Below are 26,999 nucleotides of genomic sequence, written 5' to 3'. Positions count from 1 at the left end.
TCAATGCCGGAAGTGGCGGACGCCGGTCAGCACCATCGCCACGCCGCGCTCGTCCGCGGCGGCGATCACTTCGTCATCGCGCATGGAGCCGCCCGGCTGGATCACGCAGGTGGCACCTGCGTCCACCACCACATCCAGGCCGTCGCGGAACGGGAAGAACGCATCCGAAGCCACCGCCGAACCCGTCAGCGTCAGCCCTGCATTCTGTGCCTTGATGCTGGCGATCCGTGCCGAATCGACCCGGCTCATCTGGCCGGCGCCAACGCCCAGCGTCATCCCGCCGCCACAGAACACGATGGCGTTCGACTTGACGAACTTGGCCACGCGCCATGCAAACATCAGGTCGGCCATTTCCTTCGGGGTCGGCTGGCGCTTGGTCACCACGCGCAGTTCGTCCTGTTGCACGTTCCGGGCGTCCGGGCTCTGCACCAGCAGGCCGCCGCCGACGCGCTTGAAGTCAAACGGGTTGAGGCCCGCGCCCAGCGGGATTTCCAGCAGGCGCACGTTCTGCTTGGCGGTGAACACCGCGCGCGCGCCGGCGGTGAAGGACGGGGCGATCAGCACTTCGACGAATTGCTTGGCCACGATCTGCGCGGCGGCTTCGTCGAGTTCGGCATTGAAGGCGATGATGCCGCCGAAGGCCGAGGTCGAGTCGGTCTTGAAAGCCTTTTCATAGGCTTCCAGCGCGTTGGCGCCTACCGCCACGCCGCACGGGTTGGCGTGCTTGATGATCACGCAGGCGGCGCCGTTGGCGGGGCTGAAGGACTTGACGCATTCCCACGCGGCGTCGGCGTCGGCGATGTTGTTGTAGGACAGTTCCTTGCCCTGCAGCTGCTTGTAGTTGGCCAGCGCGCCTTCGGGTGCCTTCAGGTCGCGGTAGAACGCGGCCGACTGGTGCGGGTTCTCGCCGTAGCGCATTTCCTGCACCTTTTCGAAGGCCAGGTTGAGCGTCTGCGGGTAGGCGCTGCGAGTCTGGTGCGACTTGTCCGCGCCGAGGCTGGTCAGGTAGTTGGTGATTGCACCGTCATACTGCGCGGTGTGGGCGAACACCTTGGTGGCCAGGCGGAAATTGGTCTCGTAGCCGACGCTGTTGGCGTTGGCGCGCATTTCGGCCAGCACCGGCGCGTAGTCGGCCGGGTCCACCACGACGGTGACGTCGCGGTGGTTCTTGGCAGCCGAGCGCAGCATGGTGGGGCCGCCGATGTCGATGTTCTCGATGGCGTCCGGCAGCGTGCAGTCATCCTTGGCCACGGTCTGCTGGAACGGGTACAGGTTGACCACCAGCAGGTCGATGGTGGGGATGTTGTGCTCGGCCAGCGCGGCCATGTGCTCGGGCAGGTCGCGGCGGGCCAGGATGCCGCCATGCACCTTCGGGTGCAGGGTCTTGACGCGGCCGTCGAGCATTTCGGGGAAACCGGTGTAGTCGGCCACTTCCGTGACCGGCAGGCCGGCTTCGGCGAGCAGCTTGGCGGTGCCGCCGGTGGASAGCAGCGTGACGCCGAGCGTGTTGAGCTCGCGGGCAAATTCGACGATGCCGGTCTTGTCGGATACGGAGAGGAGGGCTTGCTTGATCATGGCTGTGGGGAACACTTCAAAGTAAACCGTGCTGCTGCAACTTCTTGCGCAGCGTATTGCGATTGATGCCCAGGTAGGCGGCAGCGAGCGACTGGTTGCGCTCGGCGCGCGCCATCACTGCTTCAAGCAGCGGCCGTTCCACGGCTTCGAGCACCATGTTGTACATATTCGACGGCTCTTCGCCGTCCAGGTCGCGAAAGTAGGCACCCAGGCTGTCCCGGATGCACTGGTCGATAGCGTTGCGGCTCATGCGGCAAGCAACTCCCCGTTATTGTTGTTGTTCGACTCGTTGCGTTTCTCTTCGTCGGCGTCGTCCGCGCCCTCCTCCACGTAGACCAGGCGCTCGGACAGCTGCGCCTGCTCGTCGAAGAAGGCGTTGACCGCGGCCAGCTGGGCCGTGGTGCTGTCCAGCGTGTTCATGCGGTGGCGGAACAGGTTGGCGCCGGCCAGGCCGCGCGTGTACCAGGCAATGTGCTTGCGCGCGGTGCGCACGCCGGTGAACTCGCCGTAGAAGTCGTAGTGATCTTCCAGATGCGCGTTCATGATGGCGCGGATTTCGGCGACTTCCGGCTGCGGCAGCAGCTCGCCGGTGGCGAGGTAGTGCTCGATCTCGCGGAACAGCCAGGGCCGGCCCTGCGCCGCGCGGCCGATCATGATGGCATCGGCGCCCGTCACGGCGAGCACATGCTTGGCTTTTTGCGGCGAGGTGACATCGCCATTGGCGACCACGGGAATCGAGACCGCTGCCTTGACCGCGGCAATGGTCTCGTACTCGGCTTCCCCCTTGTACAGATCGGCGCGCGTGCGGCCGTGCACGGTGAGCATGCTGATGCCGGCATCCTCGACCATGCGGGCCACGCGCAGCGCATTGCGGTTCTGGCGGTCCCAGCCGGTGCGGATCTTGAGCGTGACGGGCACGCGGTCGCCAACCGCGGCGACCACCGCCTCGACGATGCGAACCACCAGCGGCTCGTTCTGCAGCAGCGCCGAGCCGGCGGCGACATTGCACACCTTCTTCGCCGGGCAGCCCATGTTAATGTCGATGATCTGCGCGCCGCGATCCACGTTATAGCGCGCCGCCTCGGCCATCATGGCGGGCTCCGCACCCGCGATCTGGACCGAGATCGGCTCGACTTCGCCGGTGTGGTTGGCGCGGCGCATGGTCTTCTCGCTCTTCCACAGCTGTGCGTTGGAGGCGACCATCTCGGACACCGCATAGCCCGCGCCGAGCTGCTTGCACAGCTGGCGGAAGGGCCGGTCCGTCACACCGGCCATGGGCGCGACGAACAGGTTGTTGCGGAGTTGGTGCGGTCCGATTTGCACGATATAAGACTGGCGAGGGCCGCCAGGCGGCCCGCAACGAGACAAAAATGAAAATGGCATACCCTGCCGAAACGTTGCTCGGCGTCATTCAGTGGGCATGTGCGAGGGCAGGATTTTACCGCCAAACGGCCCGGGTTGCTCAAGATTTGAGCAAATATTGCTCCGGTCCGGGTGGCAGGCGAGGGTGCCGGCGCCGCCGCTAGCGGCGCGTGCCGTACATCATCTGGCGCGCCAGCGCGTCCTTGAGCGGGCCCAGGCAGGCAAGCGCCGCCAGCGACGCGCCGCGCGCGTGGGCGGCGAGCGGGTAGGAGACGCCGAACACGCGGGGCAGCAGGTCGGTTACGCCGATGGTGATGGCGCGATCCCGCTTTTGTTGCGCCGCAAACGCCAGCAAGGCCTGCGGTCCGCAGCCGGTGCGCAGGGCGCCAGCCAGGGCAAATGCGTCGCGCAGGCCCAGGTTGAGGCCCTGGCCGGCGACGGGATGGAGTGTCTGCGCCGCATTGCCGACCGCGACGATGCGGCCCTGCACGGTGACTGGTGCGGCATTCAGTCCGAGCGGGAAGGCGTGCCGCTTGCCGATGCCGGTGAAGCGGCCCATGCGCGGGCCGAAGGCTTGCTCCAGCTCGGCGAGGAACTCGGCTTCGGGCAATGCCAGGCGGTGCGCCGCCCGCTCCGGCGGACAGCACCAGACCAGGGCGTAGCCGGGCGTGCCGTGCTCCTCGTGTGGCAGCAGGGCCAGTGGCCCTTCCTCGGTGAAGCGTTCCCAGGCCCAGCCCGGCTGCGGGCGCGAGCACGCCACATGGGCAACGATCGCGGTCTGGCCATAGTCGCGCCGGTATTTTTGACCCTGGACGCCGCGGGTGGACTGCTGATGGAACAGCCCGCCTTCGGCTTGCACAGCCAGGCGCGCGTTAAAGACGACCGGCTGGCGGTCATGCGTATGGCCGCTCAGGTGTACCAGCCCGACGCTTTCGTCTGCAATGCGGTCCGCGCCGGCTTGCGGGGCGCGCTGCTCCAGGCGATCGATGCGCGTGTCGTAGGCTCGCGCCAGGCGCTCGCCGTCGGTGCCGGGGGCGGCATGGATCGCCTGGCCCAGCGCGCGCTCAAGTGATTCGCACAGATCGCCGTAGCGCACCACGTAACCGAGCGCGGGAACATCGTAGTCGTCGCGGTGCAGCTTGACGTGGCCAAAGCGCCCGCGTTGCGACACGTGGATATGCTCGATCGGCGTGACCGCCCGGGGCCAGGCGCCGATCTGCTCCAGCAACTGGCGGCTGCCGTAGGACAGCGCAATGGCACGCGGGTCGCGCGCCGCGCGCGCCGGGGTGGCGGCGTCGATCAGCGTCAGGCGCCACGGGCTCCTGCGCAGCAGCAGGCATGCCAGCGCGAGGCCTACCGGCCCTGCGCCGACGATGGCGATATCCGGGAAGGCCGCGCCGGGGGCGCGTTCAGTGCTTGCCGGACTCATGCGCACTGTCGTCAGGTTGGGCGGCCGGGTGACTGTCGTTGCCCACGTTGTCCGAGCTGGCCTCCACGGCCTGCGCGCCCCGCTTCCAGCAGTTGGCATCCGTGCGGTGCTTGCCCGCCGCGGCATCGCGCAAGGCGTTGTCCAGCTTCTGCTGGCTGAAACCGGGGAAGGCCTGCAGGCGTTCCACCAGCGCCGCGTGATTGACCGCGTTGAGCGGCACCACGCAGCCCCGGGGCGTGCCGTCGGCGGCCGGGTCGCCGACCAGGATCAGCCAGGCGGGGCCAGCCCACGGTTCACGGTTCGAGACCCGCACCACCACGCGTTCGATCGCGTCCCACTCAAGCTCTTCGCGCTGGCCGTCGGGGCGATGCACCACCACGCGGTCATCGTAGAGATTGACCACGAACGGTTGCGCGGGATCGTAGGAGGGCGCGCGGCTGGTTTCCACGCGATTGCCTACCGGAAGTACCTTGCGTAGCCAGCCAATCATCGTGCACCTCCCGCGTCGCGCATCAGCGCTTCAATTTCGTCAGCCTTGACCGGGGCGCCGCGCGTCATCAGCTCGCAGGCGCCATGGGTCACCACGGCATCGTCCTCGATGCGGATGCCGATATGCCAGAAGCGCTCCGGCACATCCGGTGCCGGGCGCACGTAAATGCCGGGCTCCACCGTCAGCACCATGCCGGGCTCCAGCGGACGCCAGGGGCGCTCGCCCTCTGCCGGCGCGGCGCCGGGCACGCGGTACTCGCCCACGTCATGCACGTCCATGCCGAGCCAGTGGCCAGTGCGGTGCATGTAGAACTGGCGGTAGCTGCCGTTGGCCAGCACATCGTCGATGCTGCCGCAGCGGTCGCGGTCGAGCAGGCCGGTATCGAGCATGCCCTGCGCCAGCACGCGCGTGGCGGCGTCGTGCGGCACGTTGTAGGGCACGCCGGCGCGGGTCTCGGCAATGGCGGCTTCCTGCGCGGCCACCACCAGGTCGTACAGCTCGCGCTGGGCCGGCGAGAAGCGGCCGGAGACGGGGAAGGTGCGGGTGATGTCGGAGGCGTAGCCATCGAGCTCGCAGCCCGCGTCGATCAGGCACAGTTCGCCGTCGCGCAGTTCCGCAGGGCCGGCGCGGTAGTGCAGCACGCAGGCATTGGGTCCGGCGGCGACGATCGAGTTGTAGGCGACGCTCTGCGCGCCATGGCGGCGGAACTCATACAACAACTCGGCTTCCAGGTGGTACTCGCGCAGCCCCTGGCGCGACGTGCGCATGGCGCGCACATGGGCCTGTGCCGAGATCTCGGCGGCGCGGCGCATGGTGGCTATCTCGCCAGCGTCCTTGAACAGGCGCATCTCGTCGAGGATGGTGCGGATGTCGAATGCCGCCGACGGCGCCGTTACGCCGGCGCGTCCTTGCATGCGTACCGTTTCCAGCCAGCGGCGTACCTGCATGTCGGTGCGGGTGTTGGAGGCCAGCGGGTAAGCCACCACAGCGTGGTTGGCCAGCAGCGGCGGCAGCAGCGCATCGATCTCCTCGACCGAATGGGCTTCGTCGAAGCCGAAGGCGGCCTGCGCGCCTTCCGGGCCATAGCGGAAGCCGTCCCAGATCTCGCGCTCCTCGTGCTTGGGGCGGCAGAACAGGATGCTGCGCTCGGCGCCGGATGCCTGTGCCACCATCACCAGCACCGCCTCGGGCTCGGTGAAGCCGGTCAGGTAATAGAAATAGCTGTCGTGGCGATAGGGGTAGTCGCTGTCGCGGTTGCGCATGGCTTCCGGCGCGGTGGGCAGGATCGCCACGCCGCCGCCGGCGGCGCGCAGTTGCTGCAGCACGCGGGCGCGCCGGTCGCGACAGGCGAGAAGGAGGGCGGAGTCGGGTGCGGACATGTGTGGGGCCACGTGGATGGGGAATAGGGCAGATTCTACCGCCGCCGGATTGCCGGCGGCGGTACTTGGCCTGGCAGGCCGCTCAGTGCAGGGGCGCGGCGGCCGCGCCGCGCCGGGCTTGTACCTGGGCATCCAGGGCCGCCAGCTGGGCCGGCGTGCCGACGTTTTCCCAGATGCCATCGAAGCGCTCCCCGCTGGCCAGGCCGGCGGCCACCGCCGCGCGGTAATAGGGCGTCATGGCAACTTTCTGCCCCGGCTCGATGGCGATGAACAGCCTGGTGTCGTACAGGCCTATATTGCCGAAGGTCAGGGCCGGAGCTGCCGGCGTTGGCGCGGGCAACAGCACGCCATCCGCACCCAGCGCGAAATCGCCGTCCGGATGGAACGGCGGATTGGGCACCATCACCAGGTGCATGCGTGGCTCGGGCGCGCCGGCCATGGCAAGCGCGCGGGGCAGCAGGGCGCGGAAGTCGAAGTCGGTGAAGATGTCGCCGGATACGGCCAGGAAGATCTCCCCGCGCGCGGGCGCGGCCGACAGCAGCGGCAGCGCCTGGGCAATGCCGCCGGCGGTTTCCAGCGCGCTGGACTCGGCCGAGTACGCCAGGCGCACGCCGAACCGGCTGCCGTCGCCGAGCGCTTGTTCGATCTGCCCGCCAAGCCAGGCGTGATTGATCACGATGTCCTTGAAGCCGGCACGCGCCAGCGCCTCGATCTTCCAGGCGATCAGCGGCTTGCCGCCGACCGCCAGCAGCGGCTTGGGGCAGGTATCGGTGAGCGGGCGCATGCGCTCACCGCGCCCGGCTGCAAAAATCATGGCTTTCAATGCACGGTCTCCGGCGCTTATTTCAGCGCGTGGTTCAGCAGGTACGTCATCGCGATCAGGGTGGCCATGCCGCCGGCGATGGTCCAGCCGATGCTGCGTGTTTTCGCTGCAATGACGATGGCCACCAGGCCGGCCACCAGGCGCGCGTTGCCGGGGCCGATATCGACCTGGCCGCCGCGCATCAGCAGGTCGGGCGCAATCAGCGCGGACAGCATGGCGGCCGGCACGAACTGCAGCGCGGTGCGGAACCACGACGGCAGCCGCACCCGGCCTTCCACGGCGATGAACGACAGGCGGATCAGGAAAGTGGCGAGGCCGGCGCCGATGAACACCAGCAACAAGGTCATCTCGCTCACGCGGCGGGCTCCGTGGAGGCCGGCTTGGGCTGCCCGCGGCCCTTGCCCAGCAGCAGCATGCCGGCGGCAATGCCTCCGAGTGCCGCCACCATCAGGCCAAGTTTGTGCGGCATGCCGAAACAGGCCACGGCCAGCGCCGTCGCCACCAGCGCCGCGGCGGCGTGGGAGCGGTGCTTGATGCCCGGCACGATGATGGCGATAAAGGTGAGCGGCAGGAAGAAATCGAGCGGCCAGTCGCGCGGAACCTGGGCGCCGACCAGCACGCCCGCCAGCGTCGAGACCTGCCAGCTGGCCCACAGCGCGAAACCCGCGCCAAAGAAGAACCAGTGGCGGTAGCGCTTGTGCGCGTCGTCGTCGGACAGGCGCCGCGTCATGGCGGCGAAAGCCTCGTCGGTCAGCAGGTAGGCGATCAGCGCCTTCCAGCGGCCCGGCAAGTGCGCCAGCGCGGGAGCCAGGGTGGCCGAGTACAACGCATGACGCAGGTTGACCATGGCCACGGTCACGGCGATCAGCACGGCCGGCGTGCCCGCCGCCCACAACTGCGTCAGGATCATCTGCGAGGCGCCGCCGAATACGATCGCGCTCATGGCGCAGGCCAGCCATGCGGGCATGCCGGCGTTGACTGCCAGCACGCCATAAATCAGGCCGAACGGCGCCACGCCGAGCAGCATGGGCGCCAGCGCGCGCACGCCCGCCCACCATTCGCCCCGGCGGGTGAGGGGCGGCGGAGGTTCGCTACCGGGCGTGATGAGCGTCACATGCGTCACTGCGGGATATCAGAACGTATAGCCGACAGGTCGCTCGACGCCGTCGAGCGCGTCGAACAGGCGTACCAGCTTGCGCAGTTCGATGTAGCGGCCGGCCACCTGGCGGGCGTACTTCAGCACCAGCGGCAGGTTGGCCAGGTAGCCGTCCTTGCCGTCGCGGTGGTACAGGCGGGCAAAAATGCCGAGTATCTTGAGGTGGCGCTGCAGGCCCATCCACTCGAAATCCCGGTAGAACTCGCCAAAATCGGCGGCCACCGGCAGCCCGGCCTTGCGCGCGCGTTCCCAGTAGCGGATCAGCCAGTCGAGCTGCTSCTSYTCGTCCCAYTCKATRTAGGCRTCGCGCCASAGCGAGACCGCGTCRTAGGTGRYSGGGCCGATCACSGCGTCCTGGAARTCCAGGATGCCGGGGTTGGCCCCGCCGTCCAGCACCATCAGGTTGCGCGAGTGATAGTCGCGGTGGACATAAACCTGCGGCTGCGCCAGGTTGTTGGCCAGGAGCGTCTGCATCACTTCGGCCAGGCCGGCTTCCTGGTCGGGCGTCAGCGTGACGCCGAGGTGCCGTGCTACATACCACTGCGGGAACAGGTCGAGTTCGCGCTGCAGCAGCGCGCGGTCGTAGGCGGGCAGGGCGCCGGGCCGGGTCGCGAGCTGGATTTTCACCAGCGAAGCGGATGCATCGTCATACAACTGGCGCGCGCTGCCAGCGTCCAGGCGGGACAGGTAAGTGGTGTTTCCGAGGTCGCTCAGCAGCAGGAATCCTTGCTCTAGATCCTGCGCCAGTACCCTGGGCACGGTCACGCCGGCTGCGCCGAACAATTCCGCCACATGGATGAAGGGGCGGCAGTCCTCCTGCGCGGGCGGCGCATCCATCACGATGACGGTGGGATATTCCGGGTGGCTGGTGGTGGCACGGAAGTAACGCCGGAAGCTGGCATCGGCGGATGCCGGGGTGCAGGAATCGGGGTTGACGGGCCAGGATGGACCGAGTCCGGACACCCAGACTTTGAGCTGGTCGAGACGCGGGTCGAGTGGATGAGCTGCCATGCCGGAAAGGGAGAATAGGATGCCCCGTATAATACCCGACCAGACCCGGGCCCCGGGGCGGCTCCCAGGCGGGCCGTCCATGGCCCGACAGCCTGCTCCGGCGGCGGCTGGCGGCTGCTGTGCCGCCGCCGCCGCTCTGACTCATGACCCGCTCGCATGACCGAACAACGACGATCACCGAACCAGAAGGCAAGCAAGACATTGGCGCGACGCCCCGGAAGCGCATTGCGCCCGCTCGTGTTGGCCATGGCCGGCTGGTCGGTGGGCGTTCACGCGCAGGCCGTGAGTTCCGCCATCCCCGACCTGCCGGTGGCCGAGCCCGCCGCCGAACAGGTGCCCGAGACCCCGCCGGTACCCGGCGAGCTGGTGCCACGCCTGGCCGAACCGGGCAACGCCAAGACCAGGCCCGCCGAGCCGGACGACAATCCGCCCACCTTTGCCTCGGGCGACCGCATGACCGGCTATAACCAGCGCGGCGTGGAACTCGAAGGCAACGCGGAGCTGCGCCGCGCGGGCGGCGTGGTCAAGGGCGACAAGCTCACTTACGACCAGGACAGCGACGAGGCTTTCGTCCACGGCAACGCCCGTATTTCGCGCGACGGCTCGCTCGCGGTCGGGCCGGAAGCCCGGCTGAAGGTGGAGGCCAACGAAGGCTACATGCTGTCGCCGGACTACTATTTCCAGGAAACCGGCGGCTCGGGCAAGGCCGAGCGCATCGATTTCATCGACAAGAACCTCAGCACGATCAAACGCGCCACCTATACGACCTGTTCGCCCGACAATGCGGACTGGTATTTCAGTGCCCGCGAGCTGGATATCGACAGCGACCGCCAGGTCGGCACCGCCTACGGCGGCGTGCTGCGCTTCTTCGACGTGCCGATCATGGGGGCGCCGGTGTTCAGTTTCCCCTTGAACAGCGAGCGCCGCAGCGGCGTGCTTCCGCCGCTGTTCGGATATGGCTCCAAGTCCGGCGCGGACCTCACGGTTCCGTACTACTTCAATATCGCGCCCAACCGCGACCTGACAATATTCCCGCGTGTGTTGACTTCCCGCGGGGTGCAGCTGGGCTCCGATTACCGCTATATCGGCGAGGGTTATTCGGGACGCATCCGCGGCGAATTCCTGCCGGACGACCAGAAGACCAAGACCAACCGCTGGGCATACTCGGTCCAGCACTACCAGAACATCGCCAAGGGCCTGAACGCGTACGTCAACCTGAACAAGGTATCGGACGACCAGTACCCCGACGACCTGACCCGCTCGGTAACGCAGGCAACGCTGCGCCAGTACACGCAGGAAGGCGGAGTCAGTTACAACTGGCAGGATCTGACTGTATTGGCGCGGGTGCAGAAGTTCCAGACGCTGGCGCCGAGCCAGCCCTCGTACGAACGCGTGCCGCAGCTCAATGCGAAGTACATTCGCTACGACCTGGGCGGTTTCGATGTGCAGGTGGATACCGATTACACGCGCTTTCGCATTCCGCTGAGTACAAGCGGCACGCAGCAGCCCCAGGGCGAGCGGGTCTATTTCCAGCCCTCGATCAGCTACCCGATCCTCCGGCCGGGCTGGTTCGTCACGCCCAAGGTGACGTTCAGTGCCACCCAGTACCAGATGGAGCCGTCCACCAACACGCCCGGTGCGCCGAATACGCTGACCCGGACATTGCCGACCGTGAGCCTGGACTCGGGCATGACCTTCGAGCGCGACGCGCCGAGCGTGAGCCGGCTGTTTGGCGTCAACTACGTGCAGACGCTTGAGCCACGCCTGTTCTATGTCTACACGCCATTTCGCGACCAGAGCCAGTTCCCGCTGTTCGATACGGTACAGTCCGACTTTGGCTATGGTCAGATTTTCAGCGAGAACCCGTTCACCGGTTATGACCGCATCGCCGATAACAACAAGGTGACGGCGGGCGTGACCACGCGCCTGATCGAAGCCAGCAGCGGGATCGAGCGCTTCCGCGGCACCATCGCCCAGCGCTATGACCTGACCGGCCAGCGCGTGCAGCTCAACGGCACCGACCCTGCCGGCCAGACTGGTTATTCCGATCTGCTGGCCGCCACCACGATCCAGATGTTCAAGGGTTACTACCTCGATGCCGGGCTGCAGTACAACCCCTCGAGCGACCGTGTGATCTATTCGAATATCGCCTTCTCGTGGCGGCCCGAGGTGCGCAAGACGCTGAATATCGGCTATCGCTACCGCCGCCCGACCTCGGTGACGGACAATACCGCCATTGACCAGTTCGAGATTTCGAGCCAGTGGCCAGTGACCCAGCGCACCTATGGCATTGGCCGGGTAGCGTTCGACCTGAACGCGAGCCAGCTGGTCGATGCGCTGGCCGGCTTCGAATACGCGGCGGATTGCTGGGTGGGACGTGTCGTCTACCAGCGCTTCCGCAACACCACGCAGGGCTACACCGGGCGCATCTTCTTCCAGGTGGAGTTCCGCGGGTTGTCCAAGATTGGCTCCAATCCGCTGGATGTGCTGCGGCTGAACGTGCCGGGTTATGAGCCCGTCGTCGCCAGGCCTGTGATCCCATCCCAGCTCGACCACTATGAATGACGGACCATGATGAAACGTCAAGAATTCACCGCGATCTCCTCCTTGTCGTCCCGCCTGACCGGCTGGCAAAGCCTTTTGCTGAGCGCGCTGCTGGCTGCTTTCGCGCTGCCCGCCGCGGCGCAGCTGAAGGCTCCCGGGCAGAAGGCCACCGGCATTTTCATGCCCCAGGCCGGTGGCAGCGCCGCTGCTTCGCCCAGCCAGCCGCGCCTGGGCGTATCGCAGCCCGGCACGAGCGCCCAGCGCTCGCAACTGGTGGACGAGGTGGTGGCGATCGTCAACAGCAGTGTGATTACCCGGCGTGAACTGCTGGACCGCGCCGACGATATCGAATCGCAGTTGCGCCAGGCCAACCGGCCGGTGCCGGCGCGTGCCGACCTGCTGGGCGAGGTGCTGGAGCGCCTGGTGATGGAGCGCGTGCAGACGCAGGCCGCGCAGGAAGCCGGCATCAAGGTGACGGACCAGGAAGTCGACCGCGCCATCGAGTCCGTGGCGCAGCAGAATAAAATGAACGTGACCGACCTGCGCAGCCAGGTCGAGCGCACCGGGATGACCTGGACCAAGTACCGGGATGAGTTGCGCAAGCAGGTGCAGGTGATCCGCCTGCGCGAGCGCGAGGTGGATTCCAAGATCCAGGTCTACGACGGCGAGATCGACAACTATCTCGCGGCGAATGGTGCACCGGGCACTGCCGCTGCTGCCACTGGCCCCACCGAATACAACGTGGCCCAGATCCTGGTGCGCGTGCCGGACGATGCCTCGGAGGCGCAGAAGGCGGCCTTGCGCGCCAAGGCCGAAGGGCTGCTCAAGCAGGCCCAGGGTGGCGCGGATTTCGCCGAGCTGGCGCAGGCATCCGATGCGCCCGAGGCCGCCAAGGGCGGCTCGCTTGGCTTCCGCGAGATCGGCCGGCTGCCGGCGCTGTTCGCCAATGCCGTGCTTGACCTGCAGGTCGGTGGCGTGGCGCCGCAAGTGATCGAGAGCGCCAACGGCTTCCACGTGCTCAAGCTGCTGGCCAAGCGCAACGCGCCGGCGGCGTCGTCGAGCCCGGCCGCCGCCGACAAGATTACCCAGACCCAGGTACGCCATATCCTGATCCGCACCGGCCCCAACATGCCGGAGGCCGAAGCGCGCCGCCAGCTGGTCACGGTGCGGGACCGCATTACCCACGGCGGAGACTTTGGCGAAGCGGCCAAGCGATTCTCCCAGGACGGATCGGCGTCGAACGGTGGCGATCTCGGCTGGGTATCGCCGGGCGAGCTGGTGCCGGAATTCGAGCAGGCCATGAACCGGCTGCGCCCGGGCGAAGTGTCTGAACCCGTGGTCAGCCAGTTTGGTGTCCACCTGATCCTGGTGGTCAATCGCCGCGAGACCGAAGTTTCGCCGGAGAAGCAGCGTGATTTCGCCCGTGCCGAGGTACGCGAGCAGAAGCTGCGCGCGGCCTATGAAGACTGGCAGCGCCAGTTGCGCCAGGCCGCCTACGTGGAATACCGCGTCAACCGCCAGCGCTAAACACGCCAAACAGAAGACATCGCCGCCATGTCAGAGCCGCTCGCGCTAGCCATCACCACCGGGGAACCCGCCGGCATCGGTCCCGACATCACCGTGGGTGCCTTGCTGCAACTTGCGGGCGAGCATCCGCAAGTGCGCTTTCACGTGCTGGGCGACGCGCGCCTGCTGGCCGCGCGTGCCGCGGCGCTGGGCGCGGCGCACGCCTGGGCGCACAGGCTGGCGGACGGCAGCGTGGTGAGCGAAGACATCGCACTGGACGTGCCGTGCGAAGCCGGCCGGCTCGATGCGCGCAACGGGGCCTACGTGCTGGCCTTGCTCGATGCCGCGATTGACGGCTGCACCGGTGGCGCGCACGGCACGCCGCGCTATGCCGGCATGGTGACCGCGCCGGTGCAGAAGAGCACCATCAACGATGGCGGCGTGCCCTTCACCGGCCACACGGAATACCTTGCCGAACGCGCCGGCGTGCCGCGCGTGGTGATGATGCTGGCCGGCCCGCAGCCCGCGCATGCCAACGCCATGCTGCGGGTGGCGCTGGCCACCACCCACCTGCCATTGCGCGCGGTGCCCGATGCGCTGACGGTGGCCATGCTGGTGGAGACGCTGACCATCGTCGACGCCGACCTGCGCCGCCATTTCGGCATTGTCCGCCCGCGCATCCTGGTGACAGGCCTGAACCCCCACGCCGGGGAAAGCGGCCACATGGGCCATGAGGAGATCGACGTGATCATCCCCGCGCTGGCCCACGCCGTCGACGCGGGCATCGACGCACGCGGCCCATACCCCGCCGACACGCTGTTCCAGCCCCGCCACCTCGACGGGGCCGACTGCGTGCTGGCGATGTACCACGACCAGGGCCTGGCGCCGCTCAAGTACGGTACCTTCGGCCACGGCGTGAATATCACGCTGGGCTTGCCTTTTATCCGCACATCGGTCGACCATGGCACTGCGCTCGACCTGGCCGCGAGCGGCCGGGCCGAGCACGGCAGCATGATCGAGGCGATCCGCAGCGCCATCGCCATGGCCGGCCACGCCAACGGCCGGCCGCGCGCCGCGCCGCTGGCGGCAACACGCTGACGCCCGAGCGAGACCCAACTATGCGTTCCAACGTACACCAGGGCCATGTGGCCCGCAAACGATTCGGACAGAACTTCCTGGTCGATGACGGCATCATCCATGGCATCGTCAGTGCCATCGACCCGCAGCATGGCGATGTCCTGGTCGAGATCGGCCCCGGTCTCGGCGCGCTGACCCAGCCGCTGCTGGAGCGCCTGCCGCAGATGCAGGTGGTCGAGCTCGACCGCGACCTGGTGGAGCGCCTGCGGCGCCGCTACGGCGATCGCCTGGTGATCCACGCGGGCGATGCGCTGGCCTTCGATTTCGGCAAGCTGTGCGAAGCCGGCAGGCCGCTGCGTATCGTCGGCAACCTGCCGTACAACATCTCCAGCCCGCTGCTGTTCCATCTGGCCGAGTTCGCCGACCAGGTGCGCGACCAGCATTTCATGCTGCAAAAGGAAGTGGTCGAGCGCATGGTGGCCGAGCCCGGCAGCAAGGCTTTCGGGCGGCTGTCGATCATGCTCCAGGTGCGCTATCACATGGAGCATGTGCTCGACGTGCCGCCGGCGTCGTTCAATCCGCCGCCCAAGGTCGACTCCGCCGTGGTGCGCATGATTCCCTGGCCGCGGCAAGCCGACGGCCTGTTGCGCTCGCCTTATCCCGCCTGCAACCTGACGGTGCTGGGCGATGTGGTGGCCGCGGCTTTCTCCCAGCGGCGCAAGGTCCTGCGCAATACGCTGTCGATGCTGCGCGACCAGGTCGATTTCGACGCGCTTGGCTTCGACCTGGCCCGGCGCGCGGAGGAAGTTCCCGTCGCCGAATACGTTGGGCTGGCACGGCAACTCGAGGCCACGCCCTGATGATGCGCGCGCCCATGCCCCATTGGTGGCGCTGCTGAAGGCAGCGGCACGTCGTCATCCCCCGATCCCGACTCTAGCCGCCGCAGCCCGGTCGGCAGGCCTGTGCCCCCGCCGACCGGTGCCCGCGGCGCTTCTCTTACCGAAGGAAATGCCATGACTAGCGAAACGCAGGCGCCCCAGCGCAAGGTCATCCTCACCGGCGACCGCCCCACCGGCCAGCTTCACCTTGGCCACTACGTTGGCTCGCTCAAGAGCCGCGTGGCACTGCAGGACACCCACAAGCAATATCTGCTGCTGGCCGACACCCAGGCCATGACCGACAACGCGCACGATCCGGAAAAGGTGCGGCGCAACGTGCTGGAGGTGGCGCTCGACTACCTGGCGGTCGGCATCGACCCGGCCAAGACCACCATCACGGTGCAGTCGCACCTGCCGGCGCTGGCCGAACTCACCCTGATGTACCTGAACTTCGTCACGGTGGCCCGGCTGGAGCGCAATCCCACCATCAAGGAAGAGATCCAGGCACGCGGCTTCGGACGCGATATTCCCGCTGGCTTCCTGTGCTACCCGGCCTCGCAAGCGGCCGACATCACCGGCTTCAAGGCCCAGGTGGTGCCGGTGGGCGAGGACCAGGCGCCGCTGATCGAGCAGACCAACGAGATCGTGCGCCGCATCAACCACCAGGTTGGCCGCGAGGTCCTGCCCGAAGCCGCCGCGCTGATCCCGCGCTTCGGCCGCCTGCCCGGCGTCGACGGCAAGGCCAAGATGAGCAAGTCGCAAGGCAATGCGATCCCGCTCGCGGCCACGCCTGAGCAGATCAAGGAAGCGGTCATGCGCATGTACACCGATCCCAACCACCTCAAGGTGTCGGATCCGGGGCAGGTCGAGGGCAATATGGTGTTCACCTACCTCGATGCGTTCGACGAGGCGGTCGATGAAGTGGCCGAACTGAAGGAACACTATCGGCGCGGCGGACTGGGCGATATGGTGCTCAAGCGCCGGCTGGAGGGCGTGCTGCAGGCACTGCTGGCGCCGATCCGCGAGCGCCGCGAGGCACTGGCAAAGGATCCGCAGCACGTGTTCGATATCCTGAAGCAGGGCACGGAGCAGGCCCGCGTCGTTACCCAGGCGACGCTGGACGAAGTGCGCGAGGCGCTCGGCATGTTCAGCTTCTAACCCCGGCGCATCCGCGCGGGCGTAGCAAAAGAGCCGGCGCATGCCGGCTCTTTTGCATCTTTTGCGTCTATTGCGCGGTAAGCCGGGTGCGTTCGCTCAGGCCCGCCGGTTGACCAGCACGATGCCGGCCAGCACCAGCACCGCCGCCACGGCAAACCGCATGCCCACGGCATCGTGCATCAGCACCACGCCGAATGCCACACCGAACAGCGGCGTCAGGAACGAAAACACCGATAAGCGCGAAGCCAGATATTGGCGCAGCAACCAGAACCACGCCAGGTAGCTGGCAAAGGCTATCAGCACCGACTGGTAGAACAGGCTCGCCAGCACCAGGCCGTCAACCCGCGCATGCAGGTGCTGGCCGGCGGCAAGCGCCATGGCCAGCAGCATCACCGCCGACACGGCCAGTTGATAGAGCAGCGTCTTGCTGGCCGGCGCCGATGCCAGCCGGCTGGCACGTACCACCACCGTGGTGGCTGCCCACAGGAATCCGGCAAGGATGCCCAGCGCATCGCCCAGCAGCGTGCTGCCGCCATGCGCGGCAGGTGCGGCGATGCCATCGGCAAAAGCCAGCGCCATGCCGCAGAAGGCCAGCCCCACGCCAACCCACTGCCCGCGCCGCAGCCGTTCCCCGGCGACGGTCATGTGCAGCCCGAGCGCGGTGAAGATCGGCGCGGTATAGAGGAACACCGCCATGCGCGAAGCGCTGGTGTGGCCAAGGCCAACGAAGATGCAGAAGAACTCTGCGCCGAACAACAGGCCGGCCAGCAACCCCGCGCCCAGCGTGCCATCGCGCTGCCACAGCGGCGTGCGGCGCCAGGCAGCGAAGCCGAACACCAGCAAGGCCGCCACCGCTGAGCGCACGCCAGCCTGGAGCACCGCGCCCATCGACGGCGCTGTCACTTTGATCACCACTTGCTGCAGCCCCCATGCCAGGCAGAGCACGACCATCAGGGTGATGGCCATGCCGTCGAGCGGGCGCCGGGTGAGCGGTTGGGCGCTCACTTCAGGGGCGGCTGGCGTCGCGCGTGGAATTGCGCTCGATCAGTTCGATCTTGTAGCCGTCCGGGTCTTCGACGAAGGCGATCACGGTGGTGCCGCCCTTGACCGGGCCGGCCTCGCGCACGACATTGCCGCCGGCGGCGCGGATGCGCTCGCAGGTGGCCGCCGCGTTGTCGGTCTCCAGCGCGATATGGCCGTAGGCGGTGCCCATTTCATACTTGTCGACGCCGTAGTTATAGGTCAGCTCAAGCACGGCCGTTTCGGATTCCGGGCCGTAGCCGACGAAGGCGAGGCGGTACTTGTATTCGGTGTTGTCGCTTTCGCGCAGCAGTTGCATGCCGAGGATGCGGGTGTAGAAGTCGATCGAGCGTTGCAGGTCGCCGACGCGGAGCATGGTATGGAGGAGTCGCATTTTGGGAGAGATATGATTTTTCTTGAATGGGGCGGATATTCTAAACGGGATGCGCAAGGCGGGTATGCCGCTGGCGCTGATCGCCATTTTTCCGTTTGAAATCAAGGGTCTGATACTCGCATTGCAGGGTTGCGGCCGGCACCTTGCCACGCGCCTGGCGGAGTGCCAGGCCAGGAGGCCGGGCTCAGAACGTCGGCAGCAATTCCGGCGGATGCGCCCTCAATTGCGCCCGGGCATCCCGGAATTCCGGAAAGATCGATGCCACCGTATCCCAGAACCTGGGGCTATGGTTCATCTCCTTGAGATGTGCCAGCTCATGCGCGGCCACGTAGTCGATCATCGACAAGGGAAAATGCATCAGCCGCCAGTTCATCCGGATCTTGCCGTCGGCGGTGCAGCTGCCCCAGCGCGTCGCGGCCGATGTCAGCGCAAACGCGCTGTGCCGCACGCCGAGCTTGTCGGCGTAGATATCGAGCCGCTGCGCCAGCAGCCGCTTGGCCTGGTGCTGAAGCCACCCTTGCACGCGATCCTTGATCTGCTGCTCATCGGCATGCACAGGCAGCGCAAGATGAAGAATGCGGCTGTCGGCGTCGAACACCAGTACGCCGGTGGGCGATTCGAGTTTCAGCGTGATGGGCTTGCCCAGAAAGGGCAGGCTCGCGCCTTCGCGCCATTGCACGGTGGGCAGCACGCGCCGGGCTTCGCGATGCTGCCATTCCCCCAGCTTGTTGAAGATCCAGCGCTGTTTTTCGAAGATGGCGGACTCGATGTCGGCCAGCGTCACCCAACGCGGCGCCGTGATGGACAGGCCGCGGTCGTCCACGGTGAAACCGATGGTACGGCGCGACGAGCGCTTGAGCGTGTAGTGCACGCCGCGTTCGCCCACCAGCAGCAGCCGCGCATTGGGCTGCGGCTGTGGCCAAGGTTGCGAGGCGGGCGGGACCGGTTGCGCAGGCGTAACCCCCGGTGCCATGCCCGGTGCCATGTCGGCGCCGGCCAGGGCGTCTGACAGCGGCAGCTCCATCTGGGAGCCGGGGGCATCGGGGGACGGGCGCAGCAATTTCATGCGGGCGTTTTGCTCCGGTAGCTCTCGCCATCGATTCTACGCATATCTCGTTCGATCCACGCCTCAACCTCTTGGTTGACCTGGTCCGCGGTCTTGTTGGCCGAGGAAATCGGCGCGCCGACAGAGACCGTGATCATCCCGGGATATTTCAGGAACGAGTTGCGCGGCCACAGCCGCCCGGAGTTGACGGCCATCGGAATCACCCACGCGCCCGTTTCCACCGCGAGGCGGGCGCCGCCGCTCTTGTAGCGGGTCTTCTCCAGGCCGGATGGCGTGCGCGTACCCTCCGGGAACATGATGATCCAGGCGCCTTCAGACAGCCGCTCCTTGCCCTGCCGCACGGCGGAGGCGAAGGCGCGCGTGCCTTCCTTGCGGTTGATATGCACCATCTTGAGCATGCCCAGCGCCCAGCCGAAGAAGGGCACCATCAGCAGTTCGCGCTTGAACACGAAGCACATCGGCTTGGGCAGCGTGGCCAGGTAAGCGACCGTCTCCCACGCCGACTGGTGCTTGGACAGCACCACGACCGGCTTGTCGAGCATGCCGTCGAAATGCTCGCGGCCTTCGTAGCGGTAGCGAATGCCGCAAATCACGGCGGCCGCGGCGGTGACCATCCGCGGCCAGCCGCGCACGAAGCGGTAGCGGCGGTCGGCATTCATGAAGGGAAAGACAATGAAGCACGCGCAGGCATACGGCGGCGTCACTACCAGAAGGAACAACGCGAACAGCAAGGAGCGGAGGAAAATCATCGGTGCGGGAATTGGGTTCAGGAACCGGCCTGGCGCGGAGCGCCATCGCCGGTGAGCAGCCAGCGCGCGAAAGCGCGCAGGTCGTCGTGGATCAGCGTGCCGGGCGGCAGGCCGCCCTTTTTCTCGGTCTTGGCGCCTTTGCCGGTCAGCACCAGGTGCGGGGCGCAACCCACCGCCAGCCCCGCCTCGAGATCGCGCAGCGAGTCGCCTACCAGCGGCACGCCCTTGAGCTCTACGCCAAAGCGTTCGGCCAGCTGCTCAAGCATCCCGGCCTTGGGCTTGCGGCAATCGCAGCCGTCCGCCGCCGTATGCGGGCAGAAGAAGACCGCGTCGACGCGTCCGCCGAGATTGGCCAGCGCCTTGTGCATTTTCTCGTGCATGGCGTTGAGCGCGCTCATCTCGAACAGGCCGCGGCCGATGCCGGACTGGTTGCTGGCGATCACCACGCGATAGCCGGCCTGATTGAGCGCGGCGATCGCTTCCAGGCTGCCATCGATGGGGATCCATTCGTCGGGCGTCTTGATGAACTGGTCGCTGTCGAGGTTGATGACCCCGTCGCGATCGAGCACGACAAGCTTGGGCGGTGTCTGCGGCATGATGGCCTTCCGTTATGGTGCCCGGCCGCTCAGGCGGCCAGCTTGGAGATGTCGGCCACGCGATTGGCCAGCACGTGCAGCGAGGCCAGCAGCGCCAGCCGGTTGGCACGCAGTTGCGCGTCTTCGGCCATCACCATGACGTCGGTGAAGAACTGGTCGACCGCCGCGCGCAGCTGCGCGAGGTCGCGCAGCGCGGTGGCGAAGTCGCCGTTGGCGAAGGCGGCGTCCACCTGCGGGCGCACGCTTTCCACCGCCTTGTGCAGCGCGCTCTCGGCGGCTTCCTGCAGCAGCGCCGGCTGCACGGTGCCAATGGGGTCGGTGTTCTTGCGCAGGATGTTGGTGATGCGCTTGTTGGCCGCGGCCAGCGCTTCGGCTTCGGGCAGCGCGGCAAAGGTGCGCACCGCTTCCAGGCGGGCCAGGATGTCGTCCAGGCGCTGCGGGCGCAGGCTCACCACGGCTTCCACCTCGTTGGTGGTGTAGCCCTTGTCCTTCAGGTAGCCGCGCAGGCGGTCGTACAGGAAGTCGGCGATCGCGGCTTGCGCGGGCTTGACCGCGGCGATGCCGGCGAAGGCCTGCTGGGTGAGCTCCAGCAGTGCGTCGATCGACAGCGGCAGCGGCGTCTCGACCAGCATGCGCAGGATGCCGAGCGCGTGGCGCCGCAGTGCGAACGGATCCTTCTCGCCGGTGGGCGACAGGCCGATGCCCCAGATGCCGACCAGCGTCTCCAATTTGTCGGCCAGCGCGACAGCCAGGCTCACCGGGCCGGCGGGCAGGGCGTCGCCGGCAAAACGCGGGCGATAGTGCTCGGAGCAGGCCAGCGCCACGGATTCGGCTTCGTCGTCGTGACGCGCGTAGTAGGTGCCCATGGTGCCCTGCAGCTCCGGGAACTCGCCGACCATGTCGGTCAGCAGGTCGGCCTTGGCAAGTTCGGCGCCGCGCATGGCGGCCGCTTTTTCCACGGCAATGCCGGCGGCGCCCATCGCGTCGGCGATGTGGCCGGTGATCTGCTGCAGGCGCTGCACGCGGTCGAGCTGCGAGCCGATCTTGTTGTGGTAGACCACATTGGCCAGTTGCGGCACGCGCGAGGCCAGGGTCTTCTTGCGGTCCTGGTCGAAGAAGAACTTGGCGTCGGCCAGGCGCGGGCGCACCACGCGCTCATTGCCGCTGATGATGGATTCCGGCGTGTCCGTGGCCAGGTTGGAAACCACCAGGAAGCGGTTGCGCAGGTGGCCTTCGGCATCGGTCAGCGCGAAGTACTTCTGGTTGGTCTGCATGGTCAGGATCAGGCATTCCTGCGGCACTTCGAGGAAGACCTCCTCGAAATGGCAAGGATAGACCACCGGCCATTCCACCAGCGAATTGACTTCGTCGAGCAGGGCATCGGGCATGACGACCTGGTCGGCGCCGGCCTGCTCCAGCAGCGCGTTGCGAATGCGTTCACGGCGCTCGGTGTAGCTGGCCAGCACGCGGCCTTGCGATTCCAGCACGGCGGCATAGTCGCCGGCCCGGGCAATCTCGATCTCGCCGCCAGACAGGAAGCGGTGGCCCTGGGTGGTCCTGCCGGCCTGGAGCCCCAATGCACTGACCGGCACCACTTCGGTGCCGAGAAGGGCCACCAGACGGTGCGCGGGGCGCACGAAATGCACGGTGCTGCCGTCCGGACGCTGGTAGCTCATCACCTTGGGGATGGGCAGCCTGGCGATGGTGTCGTCCAGTGCCGCCTGCAGGCCGGCAACCAGTTCGGCGCCGCGCGCGGTGTAGCGGTAGAAGAAGGCGTCGGCCTTGCCGTCGGAGGCGCGCTCCAGGGTTTGCCAGTCGATCGCTTCGACGCCCACCGATTTGGCCAGCGCGGCCAGCTTCTTGGCCAGCGGCGCCGTCGGCTCGCCGTTGGCGTCCAGCGCCACCGTCAGCGGCAGCACTTTTTCGCGCTGCTCGCGGTCTGGCGCGCTGCGGCGCACGCCGGTGACTTGCGCGGCCAGCCGGCGCGGCGTGGCGAAAGAGGTGACGGCGGCGCCGTCATCCAGCAGGCCACGCTCGGACAGGCCGGCGAACAGGCCCTGCGCGAAGGCGTCGCCCAGGCGCGCCAGCGCCTTGGGCGGCAGCTCTTCGGTGAACAGCTCGATCAGCAGCGTATCGTTCGAATCGGTCAGGGTTTGCGACATGAATCGTTTCCAACAAGTTGTGGCACGCGCTGCGCCTTAGCAGCGCGGTGCAATAGTAGGTTCTACGCCGGACAACAGCCACAGGCCGTTTTGCTGGCGGAATTGCAGCGTGGTCGCTACGCACTGGCTGTCCGTGCTGCCGCCGCTGCTTGCGCTGCTGCCGCGGGTGCCGGGGGCGGGACGCGGTGCGAAGAAGCGGGCATCGAGCCGGCGCAGGCGCTTGTCGTAGCGGATCTCGTCGATGCGGCCGCTTACCCAGAAATCGATCTTGGGCGGCAGCTGCGCGGCCGAGTAGTACGTCTTGATCTGGCGGCGTACCCGGCCGTTCACTGTCTCGGTCTCGGTCCACGTGAGCGGGTAACGGATCGCGCTTTCATAGGCGCGCAGCGGCACGCGGTGCCAGCCCAGATCCCTGGAGCCCGACAGGTCGCACGAGAACGTGCGCACCAGCTGGGTCCACTGGTCCAGCGAGTTGTTCGGGCCGAAGGCGCCGTGCCAGTGCCGGTCGATGGCCTGCTGCAGTGCCTGCGGATTGGCTTCGCAGACATTGGACAGGTCGGCCGGCAGGTACAGCGCCTGCGGGCTCGGCACGGGCGCCGAGGCCTGGGCGGCGCCGGACGCTCCCAGGGCCAGCATCGCCAGGGCAGCGCATCCGCGCAGCGCGCCGCGCGCCGCGCGGGTCATGCGGCGGCCTCGCGTTCGCACATCGGAAAGCCGAGCGACTCGCGCGAGTCATAGTAGGCCTGGGYCACCAGCCGCGACAGGTTGCGGATGCGGCCGATATAGGCCGCGCGCTCTGTGACCGAGATCGCGCCGCGTGCGTCCAGCAGGTTGAAGGTGTGGGCGGCCTTGAGCAGTTGCTCGTAGGCGGGCAGCGGCAGGCGTTTGGCGGCGTCGGCCGGCGCGGCCTGCCCGGCGTCCTGCTTCGCCTCGGCGGCGCCCATCAGGCGCTTGGCTTCCGCTTCGTGTTCGGCGAAGTGGCGGAACAGGATCTCGGTATTGCTTTGCTCGAAGTTGTAGGTGGATTGCTCCACTTCGTTCTGGTGATAGACGTCGCCATAGGTCAGGCGGCGCGTCTTGCCGTTTTCTTCCCACTCGGTCCACACCAGGTCATAGATGTTCTCGACCTTCTGCAGGTACATCGCCAGGCGCTCGATGCCGTAGGTGATCTCGCCGGTGATSGGCTTGCAGTCGATGCCGCCSACTTGCTGGAARTAGGTGAACTGSGTCACTTCCATGCCGTTGAGCCAGACTTCCCAGCCCAGGCCCCAKGCGCCSAGCGTGGGATTYTCCCAGTCGTCCTCGACGAAGCGGATGTCGTTCTGCTTCAGGTCCAGGCCCAGCGCTTCCAGCGAGCCSAGGTACAGCTCGAGGATGTTCTCGGGCGCGGGCTTGAGCACGACCTGGTACTGGTAATAGTGCTGCAGGCGGTTGGGGTTCTCGCCATAGCGCCCGTCCTTGGGGCGGCGCGACGGCTGCACATAGGCGGCGCGCCACGGCTCCGGCCCGATCGCGCGCAGGAAGGTATGCACGTGCGAGGTGCCGGCGCCGACCTCCAGATCGATGGGTTGCAAGAGTGCGCAGCCCTGCCGGTCCCAGTAGGCCTGCAGGGTGAGGATCATTTGTTGGAAGGTCAGCATAAGCGAAGACTAGTAAGGGCCTGCACACAGGCCAGCAAGCAAGCAAGGGCGGGCGCCGGGCGGCAAAGTTGCCACGGCGCCTCACGAAGATCGTGCCAAACCCTGAATTCTATCGGTTTTTTTCAGGCTGCCCGCCATCGGCACGACCCTTGCATGAGTCACGACATCCAATCCCGCCCGCGGGGCTGGTATGTGGTGTCGGCGTTTTGCAACGAATCGGGTAAACACCGAAGCCCTCTAAAGCTCTGCCGGATACTGGCCGTTAGTGTTTTTGTATACAGTATTAAGCAGAGCTGTGCATAACAGCCGAAACCGTCCGAATCAATTCATCAGGGGGACACCGGTCATGTCGCTACTTTCTCGGAAGCCTTATCTCGTCGCCATCGCAGTGATGATAGCCGCCGCCTTGCTGTCGGCAGTGGCTGGCGTGGCAGCCTGACACGCCTGCTGGGCTGTCTGCGGCCCGGCCGCCGTCAGCGTTGCTGGCGGCGGCGCCAGGCCGCCAGGGCCAGCACCAGCAGGCAGGCTGCCAGCGCCGGACTATTTCCCCAGCGCACATATGGGGTGAAACCCTGTGTGCCCTGCACATTGGCGGTGAGCGTGCCGACCGTGAAGGTCGGCAAGCGCGCGGCCACCACGCCGTCCGGCGTCACCACGGCAGTCATCCCGGTATTGGTCGAACGCAGCATCGGCCGGCGCATCTCCAGCGCGCGCATGCGCGAGATCTGCAGATGCTGGTCCAGCGCAATGGTGTCGCCGAACCAGGCCAGGTTGGTCACATTGACCAGGATATTGGCCGGCACCGGCTGGCTGCGCAGCGTCTCGGCGATTTCCTCGCCGAACAGATCCTCGTAGCAGATATTGGGTGCCACCATGATGCCGCGCACCGGCAGCGGGGCCTGGTCCAGTCCGCCGCGGCGGAAGTCCCCGAGCGGCATCTTCATCATGTCCACGAACCAGTGGAAACCCAAGGGAATGAACTCGCCGAACGGCACCAGGTGGTGCTTGTTGTAGCGATACAGCCGTTCGGTCAGCGGACCCAGGCCGAAGACGCTGTTGGTGAAATCGACCGGCGAATCCGCGCCGGCGGCGCCAAACAGCACGGTGGTGCCGCTGGCCACGGTGAAGTCGCGCACCGCGATGGCGATGTCGACGGGCAGGTCCTGCAGGATCACCGGGAAGGCGGTCTCGGGCGTGACCACGAGATCGGCCGGGGCGGCCGTGATCAGGTCGCGGTATAGCTCGATGGAGCGCTGCACGCCGGCCGGTTCGAACTTGATGTCCTGTGCCACATTGCCCTGCAGCAGCCGCACGGCAATGGGCTTGCCGGCCGGGGTAGTCCAGGCGACCGGCACCAGCGCGGCGCCGCCCAGCGGCAGCGCCACGGCTCCCGCCAGCGCGAGCGCGCCGGTGCGCTTGCCGCCCGGGCCGGCGCTGCCGAAGCCGCGCACCGCTGCCACCAGCAATGCAGCCACAGTTGCCGCCAGCGCGCCGATGCCGTAGACCCCGATCAGCGGCGCGAAGCCGGCCAGCGGACCATCGGTATGGGCGTAGCCGCTCGACAGCCAGGGAAAACCGGTGAACATTACGCCGCGCAGCCATTCGGACAGCCCCCAGGCCGCGCCGAAGGCGAGCGGCGCCAGCAGCGTCACGGAGGCCGCGCGCGTCCGGCGCGCCATCAGCCAGTGCCATGTCGCGGCGGCCAGCGCCGGAAAGAGCGCGATGAAGCCGGCAAGCAGCAGCACGGCAAGCAGCGCCATCCAGGCTGGCATCTCGCCATAGACGTGCATGCTGATATAGAGCCACCACACGCCGGAGAGGAACCAGCCCAGGCCAAAGGCGTAGCCGGTCGCGGCCGCGCCGCGGGTGCGGGGCGCATCGGCGACCAGCGCCACCAGCCCAGCCAGCGACAGCAATTGCAGCCACCACCAGGTATGGGGCGCGTAGGCCTGGGTATGGGCGACGCCCAGGATGGCGGCCAGCAACAGTCGGGGCAGGCTCACGCCGCGCGCGTTGTCGCGCCCGGCGCTGGCGGCGCCGGGCCATGCCTGGAGCAAGCGCTTCATGCGCCGTCCACTTCGGGCGGGTTGAGCGGGGCCTCGCGGCGCACCAGCAGCAGGTGCGCCTGGCGGGCATCGGCGCGCAGGACTTCGAAGCGCATCGGGGGCAGTATCACCACTTCGCCGCGATGCGGCACGTGGCCAAGGTGGTTGCTCAGCAAGCCGCCCACGGTGTCGACGTCGTGATCGGAGAAGTGCGTGCCGAAGGTTTCGTTGAACTGCTCGATCTCGGTCAGGCCATGCACGCGCCAGCCGCCATCGGGCAGTTGCACGATCTTGTCATGATCCTCGTCAAGGTCGAACTCGTCCTCGATGTCGCCCACGATCTGTTCCAGCACRTCCTCGATSGTSAMCAGGCCGGCSACGCCGCCRTAYTCGTCCACCACSATSGCRATGTGGTTGCGGTTGATGCGGAASTCGCGCARCAGGATATTGAGGCGCTTGGACTCGGGGATGAATACAGCCGGGCGCAGGGTCTCGCGCAGGTCGAACTCCTCGTCGGTGTAGTACCGCAAGAGGTCCTTGGCCAGCAGGATGCCGATGATGTTGTCGCGGCTGCCTTCGTAGACAGGAAAGCGCGAGTGCGCCGTCTGCCGCATGAAGGGGATGAAGCTCTCCGGCGCGTCGGCGATATTGACGGTGTCCATCTGGCCGCGCGGCACCATGATGTCGCGCGCGGTGAGTTCGGAAACCTGGAACACGCCCTCGATCATGGAGAGGGAGTCGGCGTCGATCAGGTTGCGCGCATGCGCATCCTGAAGCACCTCGAGCAATTCAGCGCGGGTATCGGGCTCGGGGGAGATGAAATCCGAGAGCCGTTCGAGCAGGGATCGGGGACGGTCGGCTGACTTCGAACTGGGGTAAGGGTCGTTCATGGCGCGGCGAGCGCGGGGTGGATATCGGTTGAAGGATACACTAAAAGGG

25 protein-coding genes are annotated in these 26,999 nt (G+C 67.1%); 5 read left to right on the top strand and 20 right to left on the bottom strand.

From position 1 onward, the window contains the following. From purH to AC1DN0_RS07460, 10 genes are all read right to left on the bottom strand, one after another. Entirely contained in the window at positions 1-1,575 is a 1,575-nt protein-coding gene (purH, locus tag AC1DN0_RS07505; protein ID WP_441629139.1) for a bifunctional phosphoribosylaminoimidazolecarboxamide formyltransferase/IMP cyclohydrolase, read from the bottom strand. A 16-nt stretch (positions 1,576-1,591) separates the two neighbouring features. Beyond that, positions 1,592-1,825 carry a Fis family transcriptional regulator gene (locus tag AC1DN0_RS07500; protein WP_006156396.1) on the bottom strand — a complete coding sequence of 78 codons (234 nt, stop codon included), beginning with the start codon at positions 1,823-1,825 and terminating at the stop codon, positions 1,592-1,594. Then, positions 1,822-2,898: a tRNA dihydrouridine synthase DusB gene (dusB, locus tag AC1DN0_RS07495; protein WP_035867993.1), complete on the bottom strand. Its 1,077-nt coding sequence runs from the start codon at positions 2,896-2,898 to the stop codon at positions 1,822-1,824. The genes AC1DN0_RS07500 and dusB overlap by 4 nt, the downstream gene beginning before the upstream one ends. 199 nt (positions 2,899-3,097) lie before the next feature. Then, entirely contained in the window at positions 3,098-4,366 is a 1,269-nt protein-coding gene (locus AC1DN0_RS07490; RefSeq protein WP_441629135.1) for a UbiH/UbiF/VisC/COQ6 family ubiquinone biosynthesis hydroxylase, read from the bottom strand. Next, positions 4,347-4,856: a hypothetical protein gene (locus AC1DN0_RS07485; RefSeq protein ID WP_441629133.1), complete on the bottom strand. Its 510-nt coding sequence runs from the start codon at positions 4,854-4,856 to the stop codon at positions 4,347-4,349. The genes AC1DN0_RS07490 and AC1DN0_RS07485 overlap by 20 nt, the downstream gene beginning before the upstream one ends. Next, entirely contained in the window at positions 4,853-6,235 is a 1,383-nt protein-coding gene (locus tag AC1DN0_RS07480) for an aminopeptidase P N-terminal domain-containing protein (RefSeq protein WP_441629131.1), read from the bottom strand. Before AC1DN0_RS07480 ends, AC1DN0_RS07485 begins: the two co-directional genes overlap by 4 nt. 82 nt (positions 6,236-6,317) lie before the next feature. Next, positions 6,318-7,058, bottom strand: a complete 741-nt coding sequence (murU, locus tag AC1DN0_RS07475) for an N-acetylmuramate alpha-1-phosphate uridylyltransferase MurU (RefSeq protein ID WP_441629129.1) — start codon at positions 7,056-7,058, stop codon at positions 6,318-6,320. A gap of 17 nt (positions 7,059-7,075) precedes the next feature. Continuing rightward, positions 7,076-7,414: an AzlD domain-containing protein gene (locus AC1DN0_RS07470; RefSeq protein ID WP_441629127.1), complete on the bottom strand. Its 339-nt coding sequence runs from the start codon at positions 7,412-7,414 to the stop codon at positions 7,076-7,078. Next, on the bottom strand, positions 7,411-8,085 hold the full coding sequence (locus tag AC1DN0_RS07465) for an AzlC family ABC transporter permease (RefSeq protein ID WP_276289810.1): 675 nt from the start codon (positions 8,083-8,085) through the stop codon (positions 7,411-7,413). Before AC1DN0_RS07465 ends, AC1DN0_RS07470 begins: the two co-directional genes overlap by 4 nt. A gap of 105 nt (positions 8,086-8,190) precedes the next feature. Then, positions 8,191-9,225: an aminoglycoside phosphotransferase family protein gene (locus AC1DN0_RS07460; RefSeq protein WP_477145628.1), complete on the bottom strand. Its 1,035-nt coding sequence runs from the start codon at positions 9,223-9,225 to the stop codon at positions 8,191-8,193. Between the two features lie 156 nt (positions 9,226-9,381). Between AC1DN0_RS07460 and AC1DN0_RS07455 the strand changes: the two genes are divergently transcribed. From AC1DN0_RS07455 to trpS, 5 genes are all read left to right on the top strand, one after another. Continuing rightward, complete coding sequence (locus AC1DN0_RS07455) at positions 9,382-11,790, top strand: LPS-assembly protein LptD (RefSeq protein ID WP_441629123.1); 2,409 nt, start codon at positions 9,382-9,384, stop codon at positions 11,788-11,790. A gap of 9 nt (positions 11,791-11,799) precedes the next feature. After that, the gene (locus AC1DN0_RS07450) at positions 11,800-13,296 is read left to right on the top strand and encodes a peptidylprolyl isomerase (protein ID WP_477103883.1); all 1,497 of its coding nucleotides are present in this window, start codon (positions 11,800-11,802) and stop codon (positions 13,294-13,296) included. 27 nt (positions 13,297-13,323) lie between these two features. Further along, positions 13,324-14,373 carry a 4-hydroxythreonine-4-phosphate dehydrogenase PdxA gene (pdxA, locus tag AC1DN0_RS07445; RefSeq protein ID WP_441629121.1) on the top strand — a complete coding sequence of 350 codons (1,050 nt, stop codon included), beginning with the start codon at positions 13,324-13,326 and terminating at the stop codon, positions 14,371-14,373. A gap of 20 nt (positions 14,374-14,393) precedes the next feature. Beyond that, on the top strand, positions 14,394-15,212 hold the full coding sequence (gene rsmA / locus AC1DN0_RS07440) for a 16S rRNA (adenine(1518)-N(6)/adenine(1519)-N(6))-dimethyltransferase RsmA (protein WP_441629119.1): 819 nt from the start codon (positions 14,394-14,396) through the stop codon (positions 15,210-15,212). Positions 15,213-15,365: 153 nt separating this feature from the next. Continuing rightward, positions 15,366-16,388 (top strand): tryptophan--tRNA ligase, encoded by a 1,023-nt coding sequence (gene trpS / locus AC1DN0_RS07435; protein WP_441629117.1) that lies wholly within the window; start codon positions 15,366-15,368, stop codon positions 16,386-16,388. A 96-nt stretch (positions 16,389-16,484) separates the two neighbouring features. Here trpS and AC1DN0_RS07430 read toward each other — a convergent pair whose 3' ends face one another. The 10 genes from AC1DN0_RS07430 to AC1DN0_RS07385 form a co-directional block, all read right to left on the bottom strand. Beyond that, entirely contained in the window at positions 16,485-17,354 is an 870-nt protein-coding gene (locus tag AC1DN0_RS07430) for a DMT family transporter (RefSeq protein WP_441629203.1), read from the bottom strand. A 40-nt stretch (positions 17,355-17,394) separates the two neighbouring features. Then, positions 17,395-17,802: a lactoylglutathione lyase gene (gene gloA / locus AC1DN0_RS07425; protein WP_035868018.1), complete on the bottom strand. Its 408-nt coding sequence runs from the start codon at positions 17,800-17,802 to the stop codon at positions 17,395-17,397. 184 nt (positions 17,803-17,986) lie between these two features. Next, entirely contained in the window at positions 17,987-18,868 is an 882-nt protein-coding gene (locus tag AC1DN0_RS07420; protein WP_441629115.1) for a M48 family metallopeptidase, read from the bottom strand. Then, complete coding sequence (locus AC1DN0_RS07415; protein WP_441629113.1) at positions 18,865-19,617, bottom strand: lysophospholipid acyltransferase family protein; 753 nt, start codon at positions 19,615-19,617, stop codon at positions 18,865-18,867. Before AC1DN0_RS07415 ends, AC1DN0_RS07420 begins: the two co-directional genes overlap by 4 nt. Positions 19,618-19,634: 17 nt before the next feature. Next, on the bottom strand, positions 19,635-20,213 hold the full coding sequence (gmhB, locus tag AC1DN0_RS07410; protein ID WP_441629111.1) for a D-glycero-beta-D-manno-heptose 1,7-bisphosphate 7-phosphatase: 579 nt from the start codon (positions 20,211-20,213) through the stop codon (positions 19,635-19,637). Positions 20,214-20,242: 29 nt separating this feature from the next. Next, complete coding sequence (gene glyS, locus AC1DN0_RS07405) at positions 20,243-22,375, bottom strand: glycine--tRNA ligase subunit beta (protein WP_441629109.1); 2,133 nt, start codon at positions 22,373-22,375, stop codon at positions 20,243-20,245. A gap of 36 nt (positions 22,376-22,411) precedes the next feature. Next, complete coding sequence (locus AC1DN0_RS07400; protein WP_441629107.1) at positions 22,412-23,059, bottom strand: hypothetical protein; 648 nt, start codon at positions 23,057-23,059, stop codon at positions 22,412-22,414. Next, positions 23,056-24,015, bottom strand: coding sequence for a glycine--tRNA ligase subunit alpha (glyQ, locus tag AC1DN0_RS07395; protein WP_477145627.1), 960 nt, complete (start codon positions 24,013-24,015; stop codon positions 23,056-23,058). The genes AC1DN0_RS07400 and glyQ overlap by 4 nt, the downstream gene beginning before the upstream one ends. Positions 24,016-24,488: 473 nt before the next feature. Continuing rightward, entirely contained in the window at positions 24,489-26,081 is a 1,593-nt protein-coding gene (lnt, locus tag AC1DN0_RS07390) for an apolipoprotein N-acyltransferase (RefSeq protein WP_477103870.1), read from the bottom strand. After that, on the bottom strand, positions 26,078-26,950 hold the full coding sequence (locus tag AC1DN0_RS07385; protein ID WP_477145626.1) for an HlyC/CorC family transporter: 873 nt from the start codon (positions 26,948-26,950) through the stop codon (positions 26,078-26,080). Before AC1DN0_RS07385 ends, lnt begins: the two co-directional genes overlap by 4 nt. Positions 26,951-26,999: the final 49 nt, after the last annotated feature.

The organism is Cupriavidus sp. 05N39 (genome assembly GCF_056397325.1).
The sequence above is the reverse complement of the archived record's forward strand: the minus strand, read 5'-3'. Positions and strand labels throughout refer to the sequence as shown.

Bases quoted from the DNA above. Each gene is read 5' to 3' on its own strand.
- AC1DN0_RS07500 (WP_006156396.1), bottom strand. From the start codon at position 1,825: ATGAGCCGCAACGCTATCGACCAGTGCATCCGGGACAGCCTGGGTGCC.
- AC1DN0_RS07490 (WP_441629135.1), bottom strand. From the start codon at position 4,366: ATGAGTCCGGCAAGCACTGAACGCGCCCCCGGCGCGGCCTTCCCGGAT.
- AC1DN0_RS07485 (WP_441629133.1), bottom strand. From the start codon at position 4,856: ATGATTGGCTGGCTACGCAAGGTACTTCCGGTAGGCAATCGCGTGGAA.
- AC1DN0_RS07480 (WP_441629131.1), bottom strand. From the start codon at position 6,235: ATGTCCGCACCCGACTCCGCCCTCCTTCTCGCCTGTCGCGACCGGCGC.
- AC1DN0_RS07465 (WP_276289810.1), bottom strand. From the start codon at position 8,085: ATGCTGCTCGGCGTGGCGCCGTTCGGCCTGATTTATGGCGTGCTGGCA.
- AC1DN0_RS07455 (WP_441629123.1), top strand. From the start codon at position 9,382: ATGACCGAACAACGACGATCACCGAACCAGAAGGCAAGCAAGACATTG.
- AC1DN0_RS07450 (WP_477103883.1), top strand. From the start codon at position 11,800: ATGAAACGTCAAGAATTCACCGCGATCTCCTCCTTGTCGTCCCGCCTG.
- pdxA (WP_441629121.1), top strand. From the start codon at position 13,324: ATGTCAGAGCCGCTCGCGCTAGCCATCACCACCGGGGAACCCGCCGGC.
- rsmA (WP_441629119.1), top strand. From the start codon at position 14,394: ATGCGTTCCAACGTACACCAGGGCCATGTGGCCCGCAAACGATTCGGA.
- trpS (WP_441629117.1), top strand. From the start codon at position 15,366: ATGACTAGCGAAACGCAGGCGCCCCAGCGCAAGGTCATCCTCACCGGC.
- AC1DN0_RS07430 (WP_441629203.1), bottom strand. From the start codon at position 17,354: ATGGCCATCACCCTGATGGTCGTGCTCTGCCTGGCATGGGGGCTGCAG.
- gloA (WP_035868018.1), bottom strand. From the start codon at position 17,802: ATGCGACTCCTCCATACCATGCTCCGCGTCGGCGACCTGCAACGCTCG.
- AC1DN0_RS07420 (WP_441629115.1), bottom strand. From the start codon at position 18,868: ATGAAATTGCTGCGCCCGTCCCCCGATGCCCCCGGCTCCCAGATGGAG.
- AC1DN0_RS07415 (WP_441629113.1), bottom strand. From the start codon at position 19,617: ATGATTTTCCTCCGCTCCTTGCTGTTCGCGTTGTTCCTTCTGGTAGTG.
- gmhB (WP_441629111.1), bottom strand. From the start codon at position 20,213: ATGCCGCAGACACCGCCCAAGCTTGTCGTGCTCGATCGCGACGGGGTC.
- glyS (WP_441629109.1), bottom strand. From the start codon at position 22,375: ATGTCGCAAACCCTGACCGATTCGAACGATACGCTGCTGATCGAGCTG.
- AC1DN0_RS07400 (WP_441629107.1), bottom strand. From the start codon at position 23,059: ATGACCCGCGCGGCGCGCGGCGCGCTGCGCGGATGCGCTGCCCTGGCG.
- lnt (WP_477103870.1), bottom strand. From the start codon at position 26,081: ATGAAGCGCTTGCTCCAGGCATGGCCCGGCGCCGCCAGCGCCGGGCGC.